This is a genomic window from Novosphingobium sp. TK46 (assembly GCF_055361525.1).
Map to the genome: position 1 here is coordinate 175,270 of NZ_JBSZKB010000002.1, position 21,260 is coordinate 196,529.

Annotated in this window: 24 protein-coding genes; 10 read left to right on the plus strand and 14 right to left on the minus strand. The window is 59.0% G+C overall.

Annotated features, from left to right (window positions below):
- The first annotated feature begins 3 nt into the window (after window positions 1-3).
- Window positions 4-636, plus strand: coding sequence for an SOS response-associated peptidase family protein (locus ACXJ1Z_RS19040; RefSeq protein ID WP_463781321.1), 633 nt, complete (start codon window positions 4-6; stop codon window positions 634-636).
- 629 nt (window positions 637-1,265) lie between these two features.
- Window positions 1,266-1,985, plus strand: coding sequence for a carbon-nitrogen hydrolase family protein (locus tag ACXJ1Z_RS19045; RefSeq protein ID WP_463781322.1), 720 nt, complete (start codon window positions 1,266-1,268; stop codon window positions 1,983-1,985).
- 101 nt (window positions 1,986-2,086) lie between these two features.
- Here the strand turns inward: ACXJ1Z_RS19045 and ACXJ1Z_RS19050 are convergent, their stop codons facing one another.
- The 3 genes from ACXJ1Z_RS19050 to ACXJ1Z_RS19060 form a co-directional block, all read right to left on the minus strand.
- On the minus strand, window positions 2,087-2,395 hold the full coding sequence (locus ACXJ1Z_RS19050; RefSeq protein ID WP_463781323.1) for a hypothetical protein: 309 nt from the start codon (window positions 2,393-2,395) through the stop codon (window positions 2,087-2,089).
- A 266-nt stretch (window positions 2,396-2,661) separates the two neighbouring features.
- Window positions 2,662-3,678: an alpha/beta hydrolase gene (locus ACXJ1Z_RS19055; RefSeq protein ID WP_463781324.1), complete on the minus strand. Its 1,017-nt coding sequence runs from the start codon at window positions 3,676-3,678 to the stop codon at window positions 2,662-2,664.
- A gap of 258 nt (window positions 3,679-3,936) precedes the next feature.
- A complete protein-coding gene (locus ACXJ1Z_RS19060) occupies window positions 3,937-4,743 on the minus strand; it encodes a helix-turn-helix transcriptional regulator (protein WP_463781325.1) in 807 nt (268 codons plus the stop codon).
- 115 nt (window positions 4,744-4,858) lie between these two features.
- Here ACXJ1Z_RS19060 and ACXJ1Z_RS19065 point away from each other — a divergent pair, with 115 nt between their 5' ends.
- The 3 genes from ACXJ1Z_RS19065 to ACXJ1Z_RS19075 all read left to right on the plus strand — a co-directional run bounded on the left by ACXJ1Z_RS19065 (window position 4,859) and on the right by ACXJ1Z_RS19075 (window position 6,371).
- Entirely contained in the window at window positions 4,859-5,239 is a 381-nt protein-coding gene (locus ACXJ1Z_RS19065; protein WP_463781326.1) for a VOC family protein, read from the plus strand.
- Between the two features lie 32 nt (window positions 5,240-5,271).
- The gene (locus ACXJ1Z_RS19070) at window positions 5,272-5,661 is read left to right on the plus strand and encodes a cupin domain-containing protein (RefSeq protein WP_463781327.1); all 390 of its coding nucleotides are present in this window, start codon (window positions 5,272-5,274) and stop codon (window positions 5,659-5,661) included.
- A 263-nt stretch (window positions 5,662-5,924) separates the two neighbouring features.
- On the plus strand, window positions 5,925-6,371 hold the full coding sequence (locus tag ACXJ1Z_RS19075) for a GNAT family N-acetyltransferase (RefSeq protein ID WP_463781328.1): 447 nt from the start codon (window positions 5,925-5,927) through the stop codon (window positions 6,369-6,371).
- A 1,449-nt stretch (window positions 6,372-7,820) separates the two neighbouring features.
- Here the strand turns inward: ACXJ1Z_RS19075 and ACXJ1Z_RS19080 are convergent.
- From ACXJ1Z_RS19080 to ACXJ1Z_RS19095, 4 genes are all read right to left on the minus strand, one after another.
- Window positions 7,821-8,078: a PepSY domain-containing protein gene (locus tag ACXJ1Z_RS19080; RefSeq protein ID WP_463781329.1), complete on the minus strand. Its 258-nt coding sequence runs from the start codon at window positions 8,076-8,078 to the stop codon at window positions 7,821-7,823.
- Between the two features lie 645 nt (window positions 8,079-8,723).
- Entirely contained in the window at window positions 8,724-9,101 is a 378-nt protein-coding gene (locus ACXJ1Z_RS19085) for a thermonuclease family protein (RefSeq protein WP_463781330.1), read from the minus strand.
- Window positions 9,098-9,760: a hypothetical protein gene (locus ACXJ1Z_RS19090; protein ID WP_463781331.1), complete on the minus strand. Its 663-nt coding sequence runs from the start codon at window positions 9,758-9,760 to the stop codon at window positions 9,098-9,100. Before ACXJ1Z_RS19090 ends, ACXJ1Z_RS19085 begins: the two co-directional genes overlap by 4 nt.
- Before the next feature lie 59 nt (window positions 9,761-9,819).
- Complete coding sequence (locus ACXJ1Z_RS19095; protein ID WP_463781332.1) at window positions 9,820-10,797, minus strand: site-specific integrase; 978 nt, start codon at window positions 10,795-10,797, stop codon at window positions 9,820-9,822.
- 217 nt (window positions 10,798-11,014) lie between these two features.
- Between ACXJ1Z_RS19095 and ACXJ1Z_RS19100 the strand changes: the two genes are divergently transcribed.
- From ACXJ1Z_RS19100 to ACXJ1Z_RS19110, 3 genes are read left to right on the plus strand one after another with little or no spacing between them, the layout of a single operon-like run.
- A complete protein-coding gene (locus tag ACXJ1Z_RS19100; protein ID WP_463781333.1) occupies window positions 11,015-11,263 on the plus strand; it encodes an AbrB/MazE/SpoVT family DNA-binding domain-containing protein in 249 nt (82 codons plus the stop codon).
- Window positions 11,256-11,651, plus strand: coding sequence for a type II toxin-antitoxin system VapC family toxin (locus ACXJ1Z_RS19105; RefSeq protein WP_463781334.1), 396 nt, complete (start codon window positions 11,256-11,258; stop codon window positions 11,649-11,651). The genes ACXJ1Z_RS19100 and ACXJ1Z_RS19105 overlap by 8 nt, the downstream gene beginning before the upstream one ends.
- A gap of 49 nt (window positions 11,652-11,700) precedes the next feature.
- Window positions 11,701-12,249 carry a UPF0149 family protein gene (locus ACXJ1Z_RS19110; RefSeq protein WP_463781336.1) on the plus strand — a complete coding sequence of 183 codons (549 nt, stop codon included), beginning with the start codon at window positions 11,701-11,703 and terminating at the stop codon, window positions 12,247-12,249.
- 21 nt (window positions 12,250-12,270) lie between these two features.
- Here the strand turns inward: ACXJ1Z_RS19110 and ACXJ1Z_RS19115 are convergent, their stop codons facing one another.
- The gene (locus ACXJ1Z_RS19115; protein WP_463781337.1) at window positions 12,271-12,783 is read right to left on the minus strand and encodes a hypothetical protein; all 513 of its coding nucleotides are present in this window, start codon (window positions 12,781-12,783) and stop codon (window positions 12,271-12,273) included.
- A gap of 64 nt (window positions 12,784-12,847) precedes the next feature.
- Complete coding sequence (locus ACXJ1Z_RS19120; protein ID WP_463781338.1) at window positions 12,848-13,363, minus strand: response regulator transcription factor; 516 nt, start codon at window positions 13,361-13,363, stop codon at window positions 12,848-12,850.
- A 348-nt stretch (window positions 13,364-13,711) separates the two neighbouring features.
- On the opposite strand from ACXJ1Z_RS19120, the gene ACXJ1Z_RS19125 reads away from it, so the two are divergent.
- Together ACXJ1Z_RS19125 and ACXJ1Z_RS19130 are read left to right on the plus strand one after the other, a co-directional pair.
- Window positions 13,712-13,912, plus strand: coding sequence for a hypothetical protein (locus ACXJ1Z_RS19125; RefSeq protein ID WP_463781339.1), 201 nt, complete (start codon window positions 13,712-13,714; stop codon window positions 13,910-13,912).
- A 47-nt stretch (window positions 13,913-13,959) separates the two neighbouring features.
- A complete protein-coding gene (locus tag ACXJ1Z_RS19130; RefSeq protein ID WP_463781340.1) occupies window positions 13,960-14,646 on the plus strand; it encodes a hypothetical protein in 687 nt (228 codons plus the stop codon).
- Here the strand turns inward: ACXJ1Z_RS19130 and ACXJ1Z_RS19135 are convergent.
- The 5 genes from ACXJ1Z_RS19135 to ACXJ1Z_RS19155 form a co-directional block, all read right to left on the minus strand.
- Window positions 14,589-15,425: a hypothetical protein gene (locus ACXJ1Z_RS19135; protein WP_463781341.1), complete on the minus strand. Its 837-nt coding sequence runs from the start codon at window positions 15,423-15,425 to the stop codon at window positions 14,589-14,591. The genes ACXJ1Z_RS19130 and ACXJ1Z_RS19135 overlap by 58 nt on opposite strands.
- Before the next feature lie 337 nt (window positions 15,426-15,762).
- Window positions 15,763-18,600: a conjugal transfer protein TraG N-terminal domain-containing protein gene (locus ACXJ1Z_RS19140; RefSeq protein ID WP_463781342.1), complete on the minus strand. Its 2,838-nt coding sequence runs from the start codon at window positions 18,598-18,600 to the stop codon at window positions 15,763-15,765.
- Window positions 18,601-18,611: 11 nt separating this feature from the next.
- Complete coding sequence (locus tag ACXJ1Z_RS19145; RefSeq protein ID WP_463781343.1) at window positions 18,612-20,039, minus strand: conjugal transfer protein TraH; 1,428 nt, start codon at window positions 20,037-20,039, stop codon at window positions 18,612-18,614.
- Window positions 20,039-20,893, minus strand: coding sequence for a conjugal transfer protein TraF (locus ACXJ1Z_RS19150; RefSeq protein WP_463781344.1), 855 nt, complete (start codon window positions 20,891-20,893; stop codon window positions 20,039-20,041). The genes ACXJ1Z_RS19145 and ACXJ1Z_RS19150 overlap by 1 nt, the downstream gene beginning before the upstream one ends.
- Window positions 20,886-21,260, minus strand: coding sequence for a hypothetical protein (locus ACXJ1Z_RS19155; protein ID WP_463781345.1), 375 nt, complete (start codon window positions 21,258-21,260; stop codon window positions 20,886-20,888). The genes ACXJ1Z_RS19150 and ACXJ1Z_RS19155 overlap by 8 nt, the downstream gene beginning before the upstream one ends.

Below are 21,260 nucleotides of genomic sequence, written 5' to 3' on the forward strand. Positions count from 1 at the left end.
CGTATGTGCAACCGAGCGAGAATGGCCGGCGAGCCTGAAACGATCTTTGGCTCGGCGGCGACACTGTTCAGCGAGAGACCCCGCGACAATCGCTTCAATCCACGCGAGCTGCGGCCCGGCAGCCGCAATTACGTCATCCGCGAGCAGGGCGGCGTACGAGCTTGGGACGTGATGACGTGGGACGTCCTTGGTGGGCAGGCCAAGTGGAAGATGACGAACGTGCGCCAGCTCGGCCTCCCGCAGTGGCGTAAGCTGGCCGAGAAGCCTGAGAACCGCTGCCTGGTGCCATTGACGGAGTTCTGCGAGTTCACGCCCGCGAAGCACGACCGTGGCGACGGCAAGCCGCCGCTGAAGGGTGAAATGTGGTTCCAGGTGGTTGATCAACCCGTCTTTGCCGTTGCCGGGTTCTGGCAGCCCACCAAACAAGGCAACGGCTTTACCATGGTGACTTGTGATCCAAACAGCATTGTCGAACCGATCCATCCCACGGCGATGATTACGATATTAAATCCGGGCGATATCGAGACATGGCTTAGGGGAAGCTATGATGAAGTGTGTGCGCTCCAGCAGCCGTTTGACGCCGACAAGATGACCGTCAGAGGTCCAATATTTCCGACGCGACAGCAAGACGCGTGAACGTGACTCATCCGCGGATGTCGAAGTCTTGTGCGCGCTCGAGTGAAGCTGTATCGGCACGTCGTCCCGGCAGACTGATTTAACTTGAACGCGACCATGTCTGGGTATGGTTTGCCGGGGCCAACCTTTCTTGACGGAAAAGGCCTCTTACCTGTAGCGGCTCGCAATGATGATCGCTCGGAACTGCAATAAAGACCATTTTCCGGCTCACATTATGTGAGACGCTGGCGATCGGCGGGCGCATGATCGTTGAGATGCAAATCACATTGGGGTGCAACGGACGCGAGATGTTCGCCGAGCGGCGAACGGTTGCGGACACGTACCCCGCCAGAAAAGACCATCGGCATGGTGCAAGATGCCACTGGTTTTCTAAACGGGTTTTCTTGTCGTTTTCGACCGCCTCGGGCGGCATCGCGCGACCGCGAGATAACCGCTCGTTTTTCTGGTGCCGGGGGAGTCCGGGATTCCCGTTATTCCATGTGCAGCGGCGAATTTTGGGAAAAGACAATCGGGAACAGATTTCGGGAAAACCGCCCCCCTCGCGGACGGCCGTGAGTAGCTTGCCGCCCCGACCGTCCCGTTAGCGGTTCCCTTTCGGGAAAAGGCGATTGCGGGCAAAGCTGCCGTTGATGCGTATCGCCGTTGTTCAATGCTCCGCCATCCTTGATGACGCGCGCCGTGCCGGTGACGTGATCGTGGATCGACTTCGCTGGGCGGACCAAAAAGGCGTCGAACTGATTATCTTCCCGGAGGCGTTTTTGCTCGGCCACTCCTACGACCCGGAGACAATTCATTCACGCGCAAGCAGAGGCACCTCCGCCATCGCCGCCTTGTGCGAGCGGGTAGCGGCAGTTCACTCGACGCTGGTGGTCGGAGCGTTTGACCTCGTGGATGGGCAAGTCTTTAACAGCGCATTCGTCATCGAGGCCGCTCAGGTTGTCGGCCGATACGCGAAGGCGCATCCGAACGAGCCGGGAGTGGCCGCAGGCAGCGACTTCCCCACCTTTTGTCGATCAGGTGTTCGGTATGGCGTCAACATCTGCAACGACGCCAACCATCCGGACGCGGCTCAGCGCATAGCCGATCAGAACGCGCGGCTGATCCTATATCCTTTGAACAACATGCTGCGCTCCGAAACGGCCGATCGCTGGCGGGAAAAGAGCTTGGCAAACCTGATCGACCGCGCCCGCCAGACGGGGTGCTGGGTGGCATCAGCCGATGTGGCCGGCCCTTCGGGCAACCTCATGAGCTGGGGATGCACTGCAATCGTGACGCCGGAAGGCAGCGTCGTGGCTCGCGCACCAGAGTTGAATGAGGGCGTGGCGGTCTATGACATACCCGCAGGCTAGGCCGGTCGAATTTCCAATCTCTCGATCCCGAATGGGACGGCTGCGTTCTGGACAGAAGCGGAAGACTACTTTTTACACACTAGTCAGCGGCTTTGCAAAGGTCAGTGTCTCACGGAGGCCGGGAAGAGGCTAAACAAAAAGAGGATGAAGAGAAGTATCCCCAAGACCATGGCCGTTTGCTTGTCGAGTTTCCAGCCGTTATCCTTGAGAACAATCCAAATCATAGGCAACCCTAAAACAAATACTCCAGCATAGGCGATCCAACTTGTTTCCATCGCAAGTTCGACAATGTCTCTCACGAACACGATAAGCATATAAAGTATCGGAATACCAAAAATAAATCTCGCAAGTAAGTGATTGCGGGCAATCCAACCGGCAAGGCGGTATCCGAGTTTCTCAGGTGCGTTCATGGTTGCTTCATTACACATCGGGTTATTAGATAGCGGTAAGATCGTGCTCACTGACGTCCGCTTGTGGGGCGCGCGAGCGGCCTGTCGGGAGTCGGGCGCTGATTCCAGATTAGCGGACCTGACGCCGTATTTCCCATTTCACCATCGCAACCGGGGCCGCCGGTATGTCCGCCCCGGCCCAATTTCCGGCCTGCCCGTCACAGCGATAGCACCAGCGAGGAAGTCATTTGAGAGATTGAAGCCCGCAGGCCACGAAAGTGCACCGACTAGGGCTTGCGGACCGCTTCCACCACCTCGCTGATTGCAGAAAGCACTGCGGACGGCTGATCGAGCTGAATGAAATGACCGCTATCAGGCACAACCAGCGAGCGCCCCTGCACAGAGCGAGCCGCCAGCGCATCATGTCCCGCCTTCCAAAAACGCCAATTGCGCTCAGCAAAGGCTCGTTCGGGAGTGGACGTAATCGCGTCTGCCGCAAGCGCGGCAGTCAGTACCGTCACAGGCATGCTTCCGAACGATCGCCGCGCGCTGATCTCTTGGCCCGAGTTTACGTCGCTCCGACCGTCCGCTGAGTGCTGGCTCTCAGCTTCTGAAGCCATCGTCTCATACCGAGCAGGTCGCACCATCTGATACGTCAGAAACGCTTTCTCGCGAGGCGTCCGTTCGGGTGCGAACGCAAAGCATTCGTCGTGTCTTTCGGAACGCAGCGCGCCAGACCGAGCGAGCCGGGCGCAAGCGCGAAACTGTGCGACAGTTTCGCGGAACGAGGCGGCATCCTTGGCCAGCTCGTCAGCGGTTTCACCCTTGTCCTGTTCCGCGAACGATGGATCGATCAGCACGAGACCAGCTACGTCCGTGGGGAAGCGATCAGCGTAGAGCGTTGCGTAGAGTCCGCCTACGGAATGCCCGACAAGTACGACTGGCAGCGCGACATGCGCCCGGCGAAGTACCTTATGCAAGTCATTCGTTGCGTGTTCGGCTGTGGACGGCCTTCGAGGTGGATCGCTGTATCCGTAGCCGGCGCGATCATAAAAGCAGGCTCGGTTTGCGCGCGTCACTGGCCCAGCCACCTTCTGCCAGGACAACAAATGAGCACCCATGCCCCCTTCGAACACCAGCGTAGGCGAGCCACTTCCAGCGCAAACAAAGTTCAACCGTCGACCATCGGTAATCTGCACGAGGTGCTTGCTCGTTAGGATAGCTTCTGTCGCTGGTACTTGAGCGCCGGCACTCAGCAGAAAAGGCGTCGCGAATGCCAGCGCCCAAGAGAATGCTGTACGCATAAATTGTTTCCACCCTCACGCTTGAGAGGCAAGCTTGTCTGAGTATTAGACAAGCTTTGTCTGCCGTCCAGCGTCCGCATCTCCGCCCTCGTTCCTAAATTGAAATGTCCCACGTCTACCGAACCGGCTATTCCCAGAATTCGATCGATCGCGGGAATGACAGCGCACACATGAAGAGGAACAGCGGCATTAGCGGCACGTTTTCTCGACGTCGGCCCATGGTGGACATCTTTCGGCCGCTGTTGGGGAAGTGGGCGATCAACGTTTGGCATATGTGCGGAACAGATGCGGAGACTGCCCGACAAGCTCGCGAAAAGCGCGGGCAAAGGCACTTTGATTTTCAAAGCCAACGTCGGCGGCAATTTGTGCGATGCTGCGGTTAGTTTCAGTGAGCGGGGTCACTGCCGCCAGAAGCCGTGCACGCCTTCGATACTCGTCCCAGCCCATCCCGATCTGCGCCTGACAGCGCCGTCGCAATGTGCGTTCCGACAGGCCAGCAGCGTGGATGGCGAGATCCATCACGGCGACAGCTGGATTGCTACGGACATAGCTAAGCGCGCGCGAGAGAGCTGCGTCTGTCGTCGTTGGCAGTGTGAGCGGTGTCTCATTGCCGATCCACTCGCTACATAAACACGCAAAGGCCGCGAAGAACGCATCTGCCGTTGGGTCGTGCATTCGGTAAAGAGGCCAGCGGCCGGCCTCGGCGATCATCTCGCGCATCAATGGCGACACATGAAGAATGCGCACGCCAATCCCAGCCTGGGCTACGCTATCGCGAGCGAGCAGTATCGAGATTGATCGAATGCGGTGCAGGCTATTACGGTGTCGGGTTCCGGCAGGAATCCATCCCGCCAGGCTTCGCGGCAACAGATGACGGCCACGGTCATCTTCAAGCTCCATCGCGCCTTCAAACGCGTACTGGACCTGATGCATGTCATGATGATGCCAGGGTGCATCCATATCGTACTCGTCCTGCACGATCGCACCCGCACAGGCGCGTAGCGCCGGATCGACCAGCGTCGACAATCCAATATCGTAGTCTGCGCCAGTCGGTTGAGCCGCCATGCTGCCTCTACTGCCATTGTGACCGTTTGAGCGTGAACAATGGCCGATCGCCGTGAGACAGTCAAAGACAGGCATGACATTGCTGCCAGATCACGGACTTTGGAGATCGATGGTGATGACGTTGATGTCGGTGCGGTTTGGGACCAACGATGCCGAACGGGCGGGCACCTTTTATGACGCCGTTTATGCGGCCCTTGGCTACCACGGTACCCGGGTGCCGATGGGGCAGGCCGTGATCCTCTACGCTCTGCCGGGCGGAATCCATTTTATGCTGGCCCCGCCGAGGAATGGACAGCCTGCGACGTATGGCAATGGTGATACGCTGGGTTTTATGGCCTCCGATGCCGGTATGGTGGATCGTTGGCATACAGCGGGTCTGACACATGGCGGCCTTTGTGCCGGAGCGCCGGGGATACGGGAAGAAGCCGGTGGTCGGTATGGCGCCTATCTGCGCGATCCCGACGGGCACAAGATCTGCGTCTACGCGCCGACCTGATCAACAACCGTTCGGAAGGAAAGAGGCGATAAATGACAATCCGCGTACACCATAGCGATCAGCTTGGCTGGCGAAAGATGAACGACATTCCCATGGGGTGGATGCGAGATCATATCGATCCGACCGAGCTTCAAGGTCGTCTTGCCTTCCATGAAGCCGGCAGTGAGACACAGATGCAACTAATGGAGATGCATCTCCACCCGCACACGCTCATCGCACCTCATGCCCACGACGAAGACGAGATCTTCTTTGTCGTCGAGGGATCATTGCACTGGTCGAATAAGTCCGTTGCAGCCGGAGGATCGCTCTATATCCCAGCAGGCACCACCTATTCGTTTAAAACTGGCGATATACCGGCCCGCCTGCTGAACTTTCGGGCGCGAGCCGATCATAGCTTCCGACCAGTATCGTTGATGGAATGAGACTCATGATTGGCGGCGGAGATCGTGGCGCCAAGTGCCAAAGCCCCTCGGCCTCGTACGTTGAGGCAATATGACCGGCTCCAACCATACCCATTCAAACCCGAGATTTGGTCCCATTGGGAAGAACTGAAGGGCACTCCAAGAAGTGCCCGCTCGATGGACGGGCGGCAGCTATCGGGCTCCGTTTAGAGTGGTCTCAATGACGAGATGGGCGGTGAGACCGGACATGTACGCGGCGCTTGTGTCTAACTAAAATGCTCAGCATGCAGATTCGCTTAAGAGCCGTTCGACTGCCCGACCTGCCGGTCTTCTTTGAGCATCAGTGGGACGCAGAAGCGGCCGACATGGCCGGGTTTGTTCCTCGGACGCGCTCTGCTTTCGATGAGCATTGGCGCAAGATCATCGCCGGGCCTATGTTCATCGTTTGGACCATCGAGGCAGATGGCAAGGTTGCAGGGTACGTCTCTGCGTTCCCGCGAGATGATAGGTCTGAGATCGCCTACTGGCTCGGTCGGGAACACTGGGCCAAGGGCATCGGTAAAGCTGCCGTCGAAACGTTTCTCAAGCTACATCTAGAGCGCCCGCTCTTTGGCACCGTTGGTATCAAGAACCTTGGTTCCCTTGCGATCCTTCGCGGGTGCGGCTTTGAGTTTTACGCCGAAGATACGGGGCCAGACGGCTTCCGCGAGCACATACTCCGGCTCGGCTGATCATATGAGGGAACGACTGAAAGTGGGGCTTGTGCCGACCGGCGGCTTTCGTCCGGGTTGGCGGTGGCGAGCGGACATTCGACTCACTTTAACGTAGATGGATGGACTAGGTCCTTTTTGCGGGCTTAAGAGGAGACATCGTCGCCTGCATCTGAGTAAGCGACGGCTGAGTGGTCTTGCACTCCAACTCCAAATGGTATTGCGAAGATCGGCCAGAAATCCCCGACCAATCCGCCGCCTGCCGGAAGCTTGGATGAGCTCCTCGCATCGGTCAGATGAACTATCCAGCGTTTAGAAGCTGCAATTGCAAGAGCGAACGCTTCTAAAGCGCGGACGCAACAGATTTTGGGCAAGCCGCAACACCGTAACGATAGCAGCGAGTAGCAGTGCGCCTGGAATTGGGGCACGAGCAGCCTGTCCGGAATCGGGCGCTGATTCCAGATTAGCGGACCTGGCTCCGTATTTCCCATTTCACCATCCCATTGGGAAGGACTGACGGGGGCTTGATGGAGGTGCCCGCTAGCTGAATGGGCGGCAGCTTTCGGGTTCCGCATGGAGCGGGCCGTATGACGAAGATGCAGGTGGTAAGCCGCCATCAATCTATCTCAGTTAAGGCGCGTCTCCGTGCTTTGCGATTGCGGTCCCAAACTAGGATCAAAGCGTGTGATGATCCAACTAGAGCCCCCCAAGCCATATATAGGTGCACGTCATCGCCCCTTTGGATCGAATTTCTGTTCAAATAGTCCTCGATAGGAATCCCAAGAAGACACCCCGCCAGCCCTAATAAAACAGCCATCAATATGGGTTGCTTCGGGATAACTGATCGAAGTGCCCATAAAGCAGGAACACCAATAATAAACCCGAACGGGATCGAAGTTATCAAGCCAACTATCAGAACTAGCACAAAATAAAATGGTGCTGCGATGAAATTAGAGAGATGTGGTGCCTTGACGAGTGCATCTGCAACGTTGCCAAGGCTCCCAAGGAGCGATGCAAACATCGATGCAGCAAAAGAAATTCCTACAATCCGGCGTAACGATGCTTGCGGTGCACTATGTTTCACAGTCTCCAAGACCTCACGAGCTTCAAAACAAGAAGGGTCTTATATGGAAAACTGTTATTTGGCGGTAAAGGCCGAACGGCAACAATGGGGCGCGAGCAGCCTGTCCGGATTCAGGAAAGCAATCGCCCGTAGCGGACGTGCGTGGCTGAATAAGCGGGGCAGGGCGCCTGCCGCCCTCATTCCGGCCATTCGACGGGCCACGATGCGGTGCTCGGAAGCGGCCCTTTGTTCATCGCCATCACGGCGCCTGATGTGGCTGAAGGGGTAAGCAACGGGCTGCTTTCGGGAAGCGCAGTCGGCTCCGTCGATATTTATTAAGTTGGTGTGGGAATGCGAGCACAGATGAGGCTGCTTCCCACCCAAGATTTGGTCAGCCCTGACGATTGCTAATCGCGATCGCGCTCCATCTTGGTAATAGCTCCCGAACGCGGATCGACATGGAATTCATATCTGACGTTGGCCTTGATGGCTTCGCCTTCCCAATGGCCATCATCGGCTTCCAGCTTCGTCACGCGGTAGCCTCGCTTCGAAAGCATATTCTTTACCTTGGCGCTACTGATCCAGCTTTTGCCGGGCATATCAGCCAGTGCGGGGCTTCCAATGCTGACGGTGGCGATAGCGGTGATTAGCAGTTTCCTGATCATGGGCTTCTCCTTGACCAAAACCAATCGCTTGACTGCCAGCAACGTTCCGCAGCACACCAATTATGATCGCTAGGCGGCTTATTCGCTCCCCAGTTCATCCTCGCGTGTAAAGGTCCTGAGGGAAATAGTCGTGAATGTCCGCCTTGCAGGTGGTTAGTTGCCGTTCCGGATTGGCAGCTCGCAGGCGTCTAGATCGGCATCCCAAGCACCACCACGATCCAAACAACGGTCGCTCGCGATGAGGCCGCGACCAGTCCAACCTGCTGAAATGCCAACGAGCAGAGCGACAAGCGCAGCGATCAGAATACGGGCCTTCATACCGCCAAGCTGTCGATTTTCGGAGGAGCCGTCAACGACCGCTATTGGGCGTGAACGGCCTGTCCGGAATCGGGCACCGATGCCGCACATAGCGGACCCTGGCGCCGGCTTTCCCATTTCACCATCCTTTTCGAGAAAGCGCAGGGCACCTCGATCGCCATTCGCGAGCAGAGGGATCAACATTGTGCGTCCGTCGCACCGATCGCGGGTTGCGTCTCAACGATCGTGCGCCTGCCGCGTCGATCTGTCTCACGCAATGTGAGCCGCCAACTGCACTCTATTGCAGTTCGGGGCGATCATCATTGCAAGCCGCTACACTTACCGGCCTCAGGGCTGCCAGGCGGCGACGGTTCCCGTCGCGAGCATCGCTCGACCAAGATCGCGTCCATCGCGAAGTGTGCAACTCGCGACCACACGATCATAGCTTCGACCGAGGTTGCGGCATGTCATGGTTTGATAGCGCACCACGATATGGCCGGTCTTCCAGCGTCCCCGGGCGCCGCCGAATAAATTGACCAACGCATCGCGAGCGTCGATCGCACTTGCGCTGGGACAGGGGTGTCCCGGCCGGCAGGTGTCATCCATCTCGCGTGCGGCAATCCCGGCGATCCGAATCTTCTCACCCTCGCGGCAGCGCACCGGGCCATCACCGTCGAAGACGGCGATAGGGGTGCACAAGAACAGGGCAGCAGCAGAAAGACTCATGGCTTGTTCCGGTTACCTGAGCCAAGGCTTGCTCGGTTCTGGATCGTTAAGTTGTCTAAAGGCAGAACAGTCAAACCGGTGCTGCCAAGTAGCCAAATATGGTTATGATCCTGCGCAATAGGATAGCCTCGAATAGACCTGCCGGGTAGCGAATAAACAAAGCAGCAGTTCTCGCTGGCCTTTTGCAAGGCGTGGGCGCGCTGGATTTTGGCTGCATATGTGCCTGCGGGGCCGGCTCCAACAAGTAGCAGTCCGAGGCCACATAGAAGTAGTAATTGCTGGCCCGAATGGCTGATCCCTCGGCTTCTCTTATCTAATATCCCTTGGATCTGAAGGCAGTGCATGTTGTTGCGACGTATCCCAAACACAATAAAAGCAGCGAGTAAGATGACCAGTGCAAATTCGAGCACTACCATCGTGAGGTATGCGGGCGCTTTCTCGATCAAGAAGAACAACACGACGGTGTACCCTTCGGCAATAACCTCCGGAACGGTCGACTCCGTTGCTCCAAAAAGTAAGCCAAACCCGCCCCTGTAGACACGCAGATAGGTGAATCCTGCAAGATAAAGGAATGCAGTGCCTGCAACAGCAACGGCAGGGATGGCCGATAGCAATCGAGCAACCATATCGAGCGGACGCGCATTCACCGTTTGCGGCATATCACACTGTTTGGGAGGGTTGTCTGACATAGTCCGACGAGCTTGAATCAAGATAAAGACTAAAGAAAGCCACTGCCGGCATGATCCTTGAACTTTTCCGCAGATCGCACGTACTCGGATAGAATTTGCACCGTCTTGTGGCGGCTAACTTCCTGCATCTTGAAAACGGTTGCCCCGCGCGCGGCGCTCTCGGTCAGAAAGCCGGCTCGGAGCGAATGCCCACCAAATTCCCGATGATCGAGACCGATCTTGCTGGCAGCCGCCTGCACAAGTCTGGCAACGGCGCGATCGCTCATGGGCGCGGCCGTAAGGACATCCTTGCGGGTCAAGCGGCGAAACAAGGCGCCTTCGTCGTGCCCTGCCCCATTCATCCAGTCGAGCAGGCGTGCCTTTGGCCGCAGCCGTGTTCCTTCAGGAACGGCGATCACCACACCTTCGGCAGTCGGGTCGGTCTTGGAGGCCTTGATGGTGATGTTGAGCCCCTCAGGCACCAGAGCGATATCCGACACTTGCAGCGCGACAAGTTCAGAACGGCGCAGGGCGGCCGCCATGCCGATCGCGAGCACCGCGCGGTCACGCAAAGCGCGCAGACCATCTCCCGGTATTGCCTCAAACATGGCCTGCAGGATTGCGGCATCGGCCGCGCTCTTGCGACGCTTCTTCGTGCCTAAAGTGGTTCGGATTCCGGCCATGGTCTCGCGCAGCTTGCCAGCGCCCGGCTGCGCGGTCGGGGCCACCAGGTTCTCGGCACGATGGAAATGACCGATTGCAGCGACGCGGCGCTCGATTGTTGAAGGCGACCGGCCGCGATCCGCTTCCCAGCTTACAAAGCGACGCACGACTTCCGGGTCGGTGGGCAAGGGACAGTCACCGCGTTGCGCACACCACTCGGTGAAAATCAGCCAGTCGGCCATGTAGGCGCGCTGCGTGTTGTCCGAGCGTGCGGCACGGGCGTAAGCGTCGGCGCGCTCGAGCTCCTCGCTCACGATATCGGGCAGCAGCAGCTCAGCCGACATGCTCGAGATCAATGCCGGCATGATTGCGGGTTCATCCGCATGCTCGTCTTGCAAGTTCGATGCCAGTGGTTCGTCCATATTCCGCATTTTTGCCCCCTTCCCGCTTGCTTGTCCAGTGACCGATAAGGAAGGTTATCGGACATACAGAGCGGTGCAGGGCTGTAGCGAGTGAGCGTTATTGCTGTCTGTAGAGTGCCTGTATATGGAGATAGCGGCACCGCGTAGATGGACATAGAACATGAACGTACAAAGAGGCAGATTGGTATCGGGCGGCAGACTGCAGCTTCCTGTCGAGATGCGTCGTGCCTTATCGCTCTCTGACGGTGATACAGTGCTGCTGGAGATGATCGATGGTGAGATCCATGTACGCCCGTTTCGAGATACCGTCTCGCGGATCCAGGCGCGGCTGCGCGAGTATGTGTCGGAAGACGCAAATATGTCGGACGAACTGATCGCGGATCGGCGCGCGGAGGCTGCTGGTGAGTGACACAATCTACCTGCTCGATGCTTCGGCACTGCTCGCCTTGATGCTCGGTGAGAAAGGCGCGGACCGGGTTCAGGAGGTTCTGGTGGGTGCCAGGGTCTCGACGGTCAATTTGGCCGAAGTCGTCAGCAAACTGCAGGACTATAAAGTGCCGGAGGACGTCATTCGCCGCAGCCTCGATGAACTCGACCTGCTTGAAGTGCCGTTCGACGGGGACCAGGCTCACCGCGCCGGGCTTTTGCGGGCCAGTACCAAACGCAAGGGCCTCTCGCTGGGAGACCGCGCGTGCCTCGCTGCGGCCCATCATATCGGTGCGACGGCGGTAACAAGCGATATCGAGTGGCTTGAGATCGCGAACGACGCCGAGGTCGAGGTCATGGCCATTCGCTAGACCACGCATCTGGCCGTAGGGACCGCGATCGCGACGAGAGGAGTTCAAGATGTGGCAGGCTTACGAGGACTGGTGGTCGCAAGATCCCACCAAACGTCCGGAGCCCTCCGTCGTGGACGGCTTCCTCGCCGGCGCTGCTATTTCGCTGAACAGGAGCACGGATCGTCAGTGGATCGAGACAATCATAGGCTCCGCCGCTTCGCATATCGACCAGGGTGCTTTCGATGAACTCGCTACTCGACTTACGACGATACGCCGCGAGCTAAGCGAGACGGACACCGCGTACGCCCCGGTTCTGCGGGTGACCGATGAAGGCGACTTTGACGTGTCGTCCTGGGTTAGCGGCTTCCTCGAGGCGGTTGGAGCGGATCTTGAAGTCTGGGCCTTGGTGCTGGCAAACACGCGGGAGGGGGGCTTACTCGGCCTATTAGGATCGCATGCCGTTGGCCCGATCGGCGCTGCAGCCCGTATCAAAATTACGAACGATCCTGACAGTAGCGCACTGGAATCAGTCAGAGCGGTGGTCTGGGAGCTTATCCCGGCACTAATGGCATTTCTGTACCGCAAGAAGCTCGAACTCGCGGCAATCTCAGACTGACGGCAGACTGTTATCGAGCGATTACAATCGCCGTGCATGCGCGTTCGGATACGCTCCACTACTGCGCATCTCGGCGATCCCGGGCCAGTCCTGCCACGCGGTATCGCTGTAGCCTTTTCTCCGGTTCAAGAGGCACAAGATCGTGCCTCCCAACATCAAGACCACAATGATCGCCGTGGGGGTACTGCGCATGATGGAATACGCCCCCGGAGACATCGAGATCGAAGCCCACCGCGAATAGTGGGCGCACAGCGCTATAATCTGCAGTGCGACCGCCCACAGCGGCCAAACCCTTCGCGCGTGAAGCGCCAGCACGCCAAACCCGATAAAGCCGATCAGATCAGAGCCAAGCGAGGCGGCGTCCACGTTTATGAACCGGCTTGGGGTGACTACCTCCATGGTGAGCTGGAATATGGCCATCGCAACGATCGTCCCGACGCCGTAGCGTTCCGGGGTGCAGCCCTTCCAAAGTACAAATGCACACGCGGCCAACATGAAGATCTGGTACGGAATGAGAAGATCATTCAGCGTCACCGCGCACTCTCCAAAGGACCACTTCGGCTTAAGAAGCATCCGAGACCCGAACCAACCCAAGGTTTCAGAGCCAATGACCCATTGATTCGGCCACGAACAAGCTGACCGCGAGCGTAAGCGCAATTACTAAAGCAAAAATGAGCGCGATACCCACCCGACCGAGCCGCCCAAACCGAATGTCCGCGTTCTGCAGCACAAACGGCTGCGTTAGCCGGCGCGCGTCAGGACCGTCCATGCTCGGTGCCGGCGGGAGCTGGGGAGATAGGACGATCGGATCGGTACTTGATTCAGAATCGCCATCGCCTTGGCTGTCCAGAGGCTGTTCGTCGAGTGGGGCCGAACGATATGTGGTTTTTCCACATATCTCCTGAATCTCGGTGAGCTGCCGCAGAAGCGCTTTACGATTGGGCAAACCCCACTTCTCTCGCACCGCTGTGATCCGCTGATCCACGGTATTGGGCGCCAGGTTCAATTCGCGTGCGATCTGCTTTGAGGTCAAATGCCTAGCCAGCAAATCCAGAACCTCGGTCTGCTTGGCGGTCAGTTGCTTGAGCATCTCCGCAGCCTGTTGCTCGCTCAACAAGGCATTACGTCCTTTCTCGTCCCGACAGCCAGATCACGCGCGTGCCCTTGGGGCCATGATCCGTGCTTCGCATCCTGCGACCTGGCGAGAAACAAAGATCAAAGCGGACGAAATACAAAGCTCCTGTGCCTCATGCCGTCTCCTGCATCGCTCGAAAAAGTGGTGCGGATCAAAGCAGGTAATATGTCAGGCCGGCCTACGATTCTATCAGGTGTGAGCGATATGGTGAAAAACCACATATCGTTCCACCGGCGTTGACGCTCCCCTTAGGTCAGCGCCAGAGCATTTGGCGATTGCTGTCTGGAAGTTCCTGTCCTTGCAGGAGCACATCGAGAGGCCGAAGCGATGGTTCAATTCCACGATCTTGAAATCCTGCTTGGTGCGCTCAACGAATTTGAAGCCACAGAGAGCGTCGATAGTTTCGACCTGCCGCTCCTGGAAGCAACATGCGCGCGGGTTCTGGCCGCGACACTCCTCGAGCCGCTCGCGTTTCGATTGGAGCCCCTGCTGATCCACGCCCGCGAGATGGAAGCCATCCGCGACTAAAGGTTAACAGTGTAGTCCCGTTAACCGAGCCTGTGATACGCGACGCTATGACGACAGCAGACGACGTTCAGGCCCTCTATGACCAAGCTGCGACCGACCTGTGCGCCACTGGCGACCCCAGGCTGGAAGAACTCAAATGGCGGATCGCCAGAGCAGAGCTCCACGACCCTTCGGTAAAGCCTGAGTTGCTGGCCGACCTTTTTGACGAAAGCCCCGAGTGGGGCGTATCGGCCTTTGCAGCTCTGCGCGCTGGCGGGTTCATCCAGCACCAGCTCACCTACTTCACATGGGCTCGCCTGGATCCGCGTACCAAATCATACGACTTCGACGTTCTGGCGGCGATCGAAGCCATCGTCGCATTGCAGTGCCGCTACCTGGACTTTACACCGATCCTGCCCGCGCTCGAGCACCTAGCCGCTACGATCGAGGAATGCGCCGAGCGAGAGGACGTGCTCAGGGTCTGCATCAACACGCAGCATCTGTTCCTTGTCCTGGTCGCTGCGGCGAACTCCCCTGATCTGTTTCGCGAGTACACCGCTTTTGCCAAAGCGAGCCGGGCCTATGCATGGTCAACAACGTTGAATGACGGGGCGGCAAGCTGCATCAGTGCAACGATCACGGGGATGGTCAAAGCTCTCGCAATTCGGGACGCTGTCACAGCCGCGCGCGCCGCTACCTACCTACGAGGAATGCCCTCGGTGGCAGGACTCCGCGCCATCCCGGTATCCGTTTGAACGACAAGCGGCGGAACAGAGGCTGGTTTGCGCTCGACACCGAGAAACTGAGGATAGGAAGGGTGCGTCATTGCGAGAGTGCGTCCGCGAACATCTGACTCTCGCACGGCATTGCGGCCAGCAAACTCATCCGGGTCAAATCTCAGCGAGGGATTGGATCGAAGGCCGATGTCGATGGCGCGACGTAGGTTCTCATAAACATTGGTCTGGCTCTTACGCAGTTGAGCGACATCGCCTTCCAAAGCCTCGACATTGTGCCGCGCTATCGCTCGGACGACTTTCAACAAAGCAGGTTTCGAGATGACGAGGTTCCAGAGGATCCGGTAGTACGCCTGCGGGATCAGCTTGTAGGCTACCTCGGCGATCACACGGCGTTCGCCGGCGTCGAAGAGCAGGCCGACCCAAGCGAAGGACTGTAGAAAAAACGCTTCATCTGCGGGGTCCGTCTCTGCCATCTGAATCGCCAGTTGGTGCAGCCGCTGCAGGCGCGGGCCTTGTTCGTGGATCACTCGCGTCGCGCAAATCTCGACAAACACCTCGAACCTGTCGGTACACTCCATCAGACTGTCCGCGGTCCACACCGCTCGGGTGTAAAAGTTGTGATGCTTAACCAGATACCCGCCCGTAGCCAGCGCGTTCAGAACGCCCAAGGTGGCAGGGCGCGTCAATCCAACGTCCAGAAACGTAGTCGCGGTCAAGCGCTCGCCTGGCTGAAACTCGTGGGCGAGGATGCGACGGCGTAAGTCGAGGAAGAATTTGAGCTGTGCGACCTGGGGCATCGTTGCCTCTATGATTGATGGTGATGCGTAAACACCGACCGGCCCTAGCCGCAAGCGTCCTTAGCTAACCTTTCCTCAAACATCAGGGCCCACGCTAGCTTTTGGCGGCGAGCCATGATATTTTTGCGGAAAGGAGCTTTGCCATGTTGCCTTATGACGGAACCGGAGGGGGAAACGCTCTAGGTGCTCAGATCGATGCTGCACGGCTACGCAACCATCACGAGATAGTCGATTCAGTCAGTGCCGATTGGGAACCGCCGCGCTCCGGGCTCCAGTTAGCTGTATATCTCTTGGGGCTCGCAATCTTCATGACCGTTATGCTTTATTAAACCGAAGGCTAACGCTTACGGTCCTTTTCCTGGAACCAATTCCGGTTCGTCCGCTGGTCCGCCTCCTGATTTAGGTTTACAGCCCCGTGGATTGCTCCGGCTCGGTTAGCTTCCGACGCAGCTCGTCTGCCCTCGATTCCACTACGCCCTTCGTCAATAGCGCCGGCGACTTCAGCTTGGAATTTGGCGAAACCGCTGTCGCCGCCTCCAGATCCACGACGCCCCTCGCCCGAACCAAGGCTGCCGCGTAGATCAGCTTCGCTGAACTCGCTTGGCCCCTGCACGGAGCCTCGAAGCTCAGTCGGCGGTACCAGTTCATCGCGCACCGGCTTCATGATATGGTCGACATAATCCTTGGCGATCCGGTCGACGATCATATCACGAGCGCGCATCTGGGTTGGGCTGAGATCTTGTGCTTGTAGTGAAGGCGCGCCGAGGGCTCTGAACTCAGCACTATTGGCGTATTCCTGATACTGGCTTGCAACGATCTGGGAGAGGTCCTGGCTGACCTGCACGCCGCCGCCTTCGCGCATCGTGAAGGTCGTTCCAAGAGAGCGAGACGCTTCCTCGACCTCCGCCAACTGGCGATCGATCGAGCGAATTTCCTCAACCGTCTTATCGCGGAAGGAGCGGCTTTCGGAATACCCCTCGTTGCGAGAGAAGTTGCCGCTGCGGGAGTAGCCCTCTTCGTTCAGGCGATAGTCCTTACTATGATCCTCACCGCGCTTGTCAGTCTCACCCGAGTTGATACCGGACCGATCGCTGCGTGACTGACTGGACGTGTCAGAGTATACGACGCCATCATATGCTTCCTTGCTGATGCTGCCGCCAAGCGTCCCGCTTAGCCCATCACCGCCGCCACTCTTCGACGCGCCCGAAGCCTTTGAGCCTCCGCCCTTTCGGCCACCCACTCCAACGGGGAGTGTCGCGCCTGCGTGCCACGATGTCCCTGTGCCCGCTCTGTACTGATCTTGGGATGAACGATTCAAGTCCGTTCCTTGAGTGATGTCACGGCTAGTGCCGGTCTGATCGGTCGAGCCTTGAGACTCGCTATGGCTTTCACCACGGCTAGCGGTGTTACCGTGACCAGACGAAGCATCTGAGCCACTGGACGTGCGGAAACCGTTGCTCGAGCTAAATCCCGCACGTTCAAGGGCAGCGACGCGCTCCGAACGTGAGTTCGTAAGCGAGGTACGGCGCGTTGCAAGCTCGGAAGCAGCCTCGCTCTTCTCTGCCATGGTCGAGCGGGATAGACTCGGCGTGAAGCCAAGGCTGCTCATGCCCGGACGGTTATCGTAGACAGTCGTGCCGTCCGCCGTTTGACCAAACTGCGTGCCATTGTCGTTGACGAAGGTCTGCCGCCCAAAGCCACCGGTGTAGTTCGGAGAGGTGTTCCACTGATCGCGCTGGACCACGTTGCCGGTGAGGTTCTGGTAGCTTTGGTTGCCGTAAGAGTAATTGCCGGTTGTGCGCTCGATCGCCGCCGCTTCGGCCGCCGACTGCGCGGGTGCGAGCATCGACGTAGCCTGGGTCGAGACCGTCATCGCGCCTTTGGCGAGACCGCCGGCGAGGAACGGGATCGACATCATCAGGAAGCCGGCGATCGTCGCGGTATCGGCGTTGACGGCATCGATGCCCTCAATCGTCGACATGGTAATGCCACCCGGAGCGGTTGCCGCCATCGCGGACTCCTCGCGGCCCATAATGAACATATGGAGGACCGCGTAGAGCGGCCCCCACGCGGCGAGATAGAAGAACCCGGTCAGGTAGCCCTTGAGCGCGCCAACGCCCGTTTGCGGCATGAGGAACAGCGGGAAGATCACCGGGAACATGGCGTAGAACACCACCACCAGCACGATGTTGAGCAGCGGCACCCAGGTCATCGCCTGCTGCGAGATCGAGGTGTAGGTATTCTTAGCTTGGGTCTCCGCGCGCATCATAGCGAAGGTGTCGCCATCGGCCGACGACAGGTTCGCGCGAGCCTCCAGAAAAGCGTCGGTAAGCGCGCGCTGCTGGAAGATCTGGCCCGCGTTCTGCGTGCTGCCATGAAACTGCGCGGCCACCGCAGGGAGGTCCGCCTCCAGCTTCGCCTTGGCTGCGGCTTGCGTCAGGTTCGGAAAGAAACTCGGCGCGATCTTGGCGATTTCCTCATCGGTTTTCGCAGGGATGCCGGCAGCGCCGGCTAAAGTCGCGTAGGCAACGGCGCAGGTCAGAATGTCCGTAGAGCCATCTGCATTCCAGTACGACATTGCTCGCGCCGGTGAGCCAGGCCCCATGTCGGCAAGAATGTTGTTCGAGTTCATGACGTCACTCGGGTTCCTCTGACCGAGCAAAAAGTCGTAGAACAGGCACTGCTTGAAATACTCGGTAAGGTTGGTCCGCACGCGCGGATCGCGGAACTTGAAGTCGCGCGTCTTGTCGTAAAGGCGCGAGCCGTAGATGATCCCGTTGGTGCGATACTCCAGCGCGTCGGGCATCACGAAGACGGTCTCGGCCTGCTGGGTCAGCCAATCCCCGATCTGGCTGGTGAACGAAGCGATCGCCGCCAGGCCGATGGGGACATTGGGCACGATCGCCGGCGCCAGACCCGGATTGATCCGGTCTGTAACCTTCACCTCGGTCGTCGGCACGATCAGCACGCCGTACATCAGCGTCGCCGACAAAAACCAGTTGAGCCACGCCTTCCAGTTGAGGCTGAACGCCACCACCAGCAGCATGTAGGCAAGGCCCATCACGAAGGTGACCTGGATGAGAGAGCGAAAGCCCCCTCCCCCGGTCCAAGCCGCGACGGCGTTCAGGACGTTGACGATGTACTCGCCGCCGCCGATCGTGAAGACCTCGAGCATGGCAAAGCGTCCTAGTTGAGGCCCTGCGCCGTGGCGCCGGAACGGAAGGAGAGTGCGGCCGACATCTGGGGCGATATCGAATTGCGCAGCGTGCGCTCGAGGAAGACGGCCCGGTCGACGTAGCTCTGAGTGCGGACAAGCCGCTCGTTCAGGCTGTAGCTGTAGCCGTCGAGCACCTTGCTGACGTTCTGAAGCTGGTCACGCCATTGCGCGAGCGTCTCCTTGTCCGCCTCGTTGAAGGAGCCTTGCGCCTTCTGCACGTAGCCGTAAAATTCCTGCACGATCTGCTCGAGCATATCGACCGCGACGATCTCGGCGAGCCCCTGGATGTCGGCCTGCGTCATGCCGCCCATCTGCGCGGCCGCGTTGACCGTGATGATCTTGTAGAGCGGCACGCTCGTACCGCCGAGGATCCCGACCTCCTCGGGCGTAAGCGCTTCGTTCGAGCGGACCTTGGCGGCCATCGAGCCGATGAGCGCCGCCACCCGCGGCTGCAGTGCCTGTGCCTGACTGATGGTGACAGTGCCATTCGGCTTTGGATCGAGGCAGTCTTCATCTTCATCGCATCGCAGGACACTGGTGTCCGTGGTGCCGAGCAGCAAACCCTGAATAAGATCGCGGTTGCCCTGCCCGACGTACTTGACCGTGCCTTGGCCTTCGTCGGAAGCGGCGCGCTGGTAGATGATCGTGCCCACCAGCGACATGAGGTACTCCTTGAACTCGCGCGAGAACGAGGGGTAGCTCTTGTTGAGCATGTGCCAGGTGTAGTTGTACGACTTGGACGGGATCGTCTCGTCGTCATTCTTGCCCAGGATCTCGGTACGCTTGCCGCCGGCGTTGCAGTCCTGCCGCGCCTTGGCCCAGTCGGTCGCGAAGCCCTGGCTGTTGGCGATCGCCTTGCATACCTCGCTGTCGCGGCCCTGGCTCTCGCCCCACAACCCGGCGACGAGACCTTGCGCGGCCTCGCACGACGAGATGTTCATCTGGTTCAGCTTTTCGACCTTCTGCGCCATCTCCTCGATGGTCTGCGAGATCTGCGGGCTGATCGACTTGATCGCGAGCTGGAAGGCGAAGCCGAGCGCGTTGCTCGCCACGCCTTTCAACATCGCGACGATCTGGTCGGTGTTGATGAACGAGAACGAACCACCGAAGATGTCGATGCCGCCGCAACCGGCTTTCACGCTCGGTAGCTGGACGTTGACCGGATTGACCTGCTTGTTCTTGAACCGGGTCCACACACCGCCGCCGGTGTAGTAGCCGGCCGACTGTCCTTCGAAGGCGGTCGGGCCGTAAGCATTGCCGGCGCCGCCCATGTCGTTGAAAAAGTCGTTGAGCTCGCCGCCGACATTGGCCTGAGCCTGCACGACCGCCAGTTGCGAGACCGCGAAGACGCTGAGCATCAACCCGAGACGCTTACGCCATGTAAGGGATCGTGCCATCAGTAGTCACTCCCGGGTTCGGTCTGCGTGAGGGTGAAGATGCGGTCCATGACCTCGTCGGCCGCCATGAGGCCGTAGCCGATCGGAATCGGCTTCTTGGTCTGCGTGTCGAACAGGACAAGCGCGGGCACCTGGTTGCCGGTCAGGCCCATGCGCTGGTATTGGCCGGTGTTGACGGCAAAGCGCGGGAATGCCTCGTTGCCACCACCGTCCATCGACACGGCCAGCACTTCCAGACCGTACTGATCCGAGATCGAGCGCACGATCGGGCTGAAGACGCGGCATGCCGAGCAGTTCGACGAGTAGAAGTAGAACACGCCGTAGCGCTGCGAGAGCCCCTGCATGGTCGATGACTTCGCTGCCTTGCGGTCGGTCATCCAGGTCTGCTTGCCGAGCGAGTTGATCGGTCGCTGCAGGGTGTAGTCGAGATCCGGGTTCTGCCAGACCGTGCGGCCCCACACATCAGCGAAGGTCGATGCGCGATCGAGCTGCTCGCGCTGGAAGCGCATGTAGGAAGCCAGGTTCTCGGAGGATGGCTCCAGGATCGCGCGCGCTTTGAGTTCATCGAGCTGCTCGGTGATCGCGGCAAGCTGCTTGGCGGCCGGCACGGCCGGCGTCGCCGGCTTGCCCTTCGCCATCTCGCGCGCCTTGTCCGGATCGCAATAGAACCAGCTGCCAAGCTTGCGCTGCTCGCAGTAGAAAGCATCACGCGGGGTGAGCGCGGAAGGAGGAGAGAATGCGGCGGTTGTTGGTGCCGGCGCCGTTTGTGCGTCCTGAGCCGTCGCGACGATCGGCGCTGCGGTCTGGGCTACAAGGGCGAGAACTGCAGGGAACACATAGCCAGTCTTACGCACGGCCGGACTCCTTGGTGAGGTTGAGGAGAGCGAGGATCATGGAGGGGTCGAGCAGGCCGAGCCCGCGATCGATCATGCGGATGCAGCCGCCATAAAGCGTCGTGACGGCGTTGATGCCGTCCGCTGTCAGGCCGTAGGCGCACAGCGCTTCATCGCCGCGCCGCACGATGCCACGAGCGACCATGCTCTCCAGCGCCGTCGACACGTCAGGAACGCGAACCTGGCGCAGGAACCAGTCGGAGAGGATGTCCTGCAGATCCTCGTCGCTGGTGATGACCTGGCGCGAGATCGCGCTGGCGACAGCAAGCTCGAAGACGCTGAGCTCAGGAACCCGGCGATCTGCATGAATCTGAATAACGTCGCTCAT

Excerpts from the sequence above, each read along its gene's own strand:
- ACXJ1Z_RS19155 (WP_463781345.1), bottom strand. The coding sequence starts at position 21,260 with ATGAGCGACGTTATTCAGATTCATGCAGATCGCCGGGTTCCTGAGCTC.
- ACXJ1Z_RS19080 (WP_463781329.1), bottom strand. The coding sequence starts at position 8,078 with ATGATCAGGAAACTGCTAATCACCGCTATCGCCACCGTCAGCATTGGA.
- ACXJ1Z_RS19125 (WP_463781339.1), top strand. The coding sequence starts at position 13,712 with ATGGTTCAATTCCACGATCTTGAAATCCTGCTTGGTGCGCTCAACGAA.
- ACXJ1Z_RS19095 (WP_463781332.1), bottom strand. The coding sequence starts at position 10,797 with ATGCCGGCATTGATCTCGAGCATGTCGGCTGAGCTGCTGCTGCCCGAT.
- ACXJ1Z_RS19070 (WP_463781327.1), top strand. The coding sequence starts at position 5,272 with ATGACAATCCGCGTACACCATAGCGATCAGCTTGGCTGGCGAAAGATG.
- ACXJ1Z_RS19065 (WP_463781326.1), top strand. The coding sequence starts at position 4,859 with ATGACGTTGATGTCGGTGCGGTTTGGGACCAACGATGCCGAACGGGCG.
- ACXJ1Z_RS19100 (WP_463781333.1), top strand. The coding sequence starts at position 11,015 with ATGAACGTACAAAGAGGCAGATTGGTATCGGGCGGCAGACTGCAGCTT.
- ACXJ1Z_RS19045 (WP_463781322.1), top strand. The coding sequence starts at position 1,266 with ATGCGTATCGCCGTTGTTCAATGCTCCGCCATCCTTGATGACGCGCGC.
- ACXJ1Z_RS19110 (WP_463781336.1), top strand. The coding sequence starts at position 11,701 with ATGTGGCAGGCTTACGAGGACTGGTGGTCGCAAGATCCCACCAAACGT.
- ACXJ1Z_RS19140 (WP_463781342.1), bottom strand. The coding sequence starts at position 18,600 with ATGCTCGAGGTCTTCACGATCGGCGGCGGCGAGTACATCGTCAACGTC.
- ACXJ1Z_RS19055 (WP_463781324.1), bottom strand. The coding sequence starts at position 3,678 with ATGCGTACAGCATTCTCTTGGGCGCTGGCATTCGCGACGCCTTTTCTG.
- ACXJ1Z_RS19050 (WP_463781323.1), bottom strand. The coding sequence starts at position 2,395 with ATGAACGCACCTGAGAAACTCGGATACCGCCTTGCCGGTTGGATTGCC.
- ACXJ1Z_RS19145 (WP_463781343.1), bottom strand. The coding sequence starts at position 20,039 with ATGGCACGATCCCTTACATGGCGTAAGCGTCTCGGGTTGATGCTCAGC.
- ACXJ1Z_RS19090 (WP_463781331.1), bottom strand. The coding sequence starts at position 9,760 with ATGCCGCAAACGGTGAATGCGCGTCCGCTCGATATGGTTGCTCGATTG.
- ACXJ1Z_RS19075 (WP_463781328.1), top strand. The coding sequence starts at position 5,925 with ATGCAGATTCGCTTAAGAGCCGTTCGACTGCCCGACCTGCCGGTCTTC.
- ACXJ1Z_RS19130 (WP_463781340.1), top strand. The coding sequence starts at position 13,960 with ATGACGACAGCAGACGACGTTCAGGCCCTCTATGACCAAGCTGCGACC.
- ACXJ1Z_RS19085 (WP_463781330.1), bottom strand. The coding sequence starts at position 9,101 with ATGAGTCTTTCTGCTGCTGCCCTGTTCTTGTGCACCCCTATCGCCGTC.
- ACXJ1Z_RS19135 (WP_463781341.1), bottom strand. The coding sequence starts at position 15,425 with ATGCCCCAGGTCGCACAGCTCAAATTCTTCCTCGACTTACGCCGTCGC.
- ACXJ1Z_RS19060 (WP_463781325.1), bottom strand. The coding sequence starts at position 4,743 with ATGGCGGCTCAACCGACTGGCGCAGACTACGATATTGGATTGTCGACG.
- ACXJ1Z_RS19040 (WP_463781321.1), top strand. The coding sequence starts at position 4 with ATGTGCAACCGAGCGAGAATGGCCGGCGAGCCTGAAACGATCTTTGGC.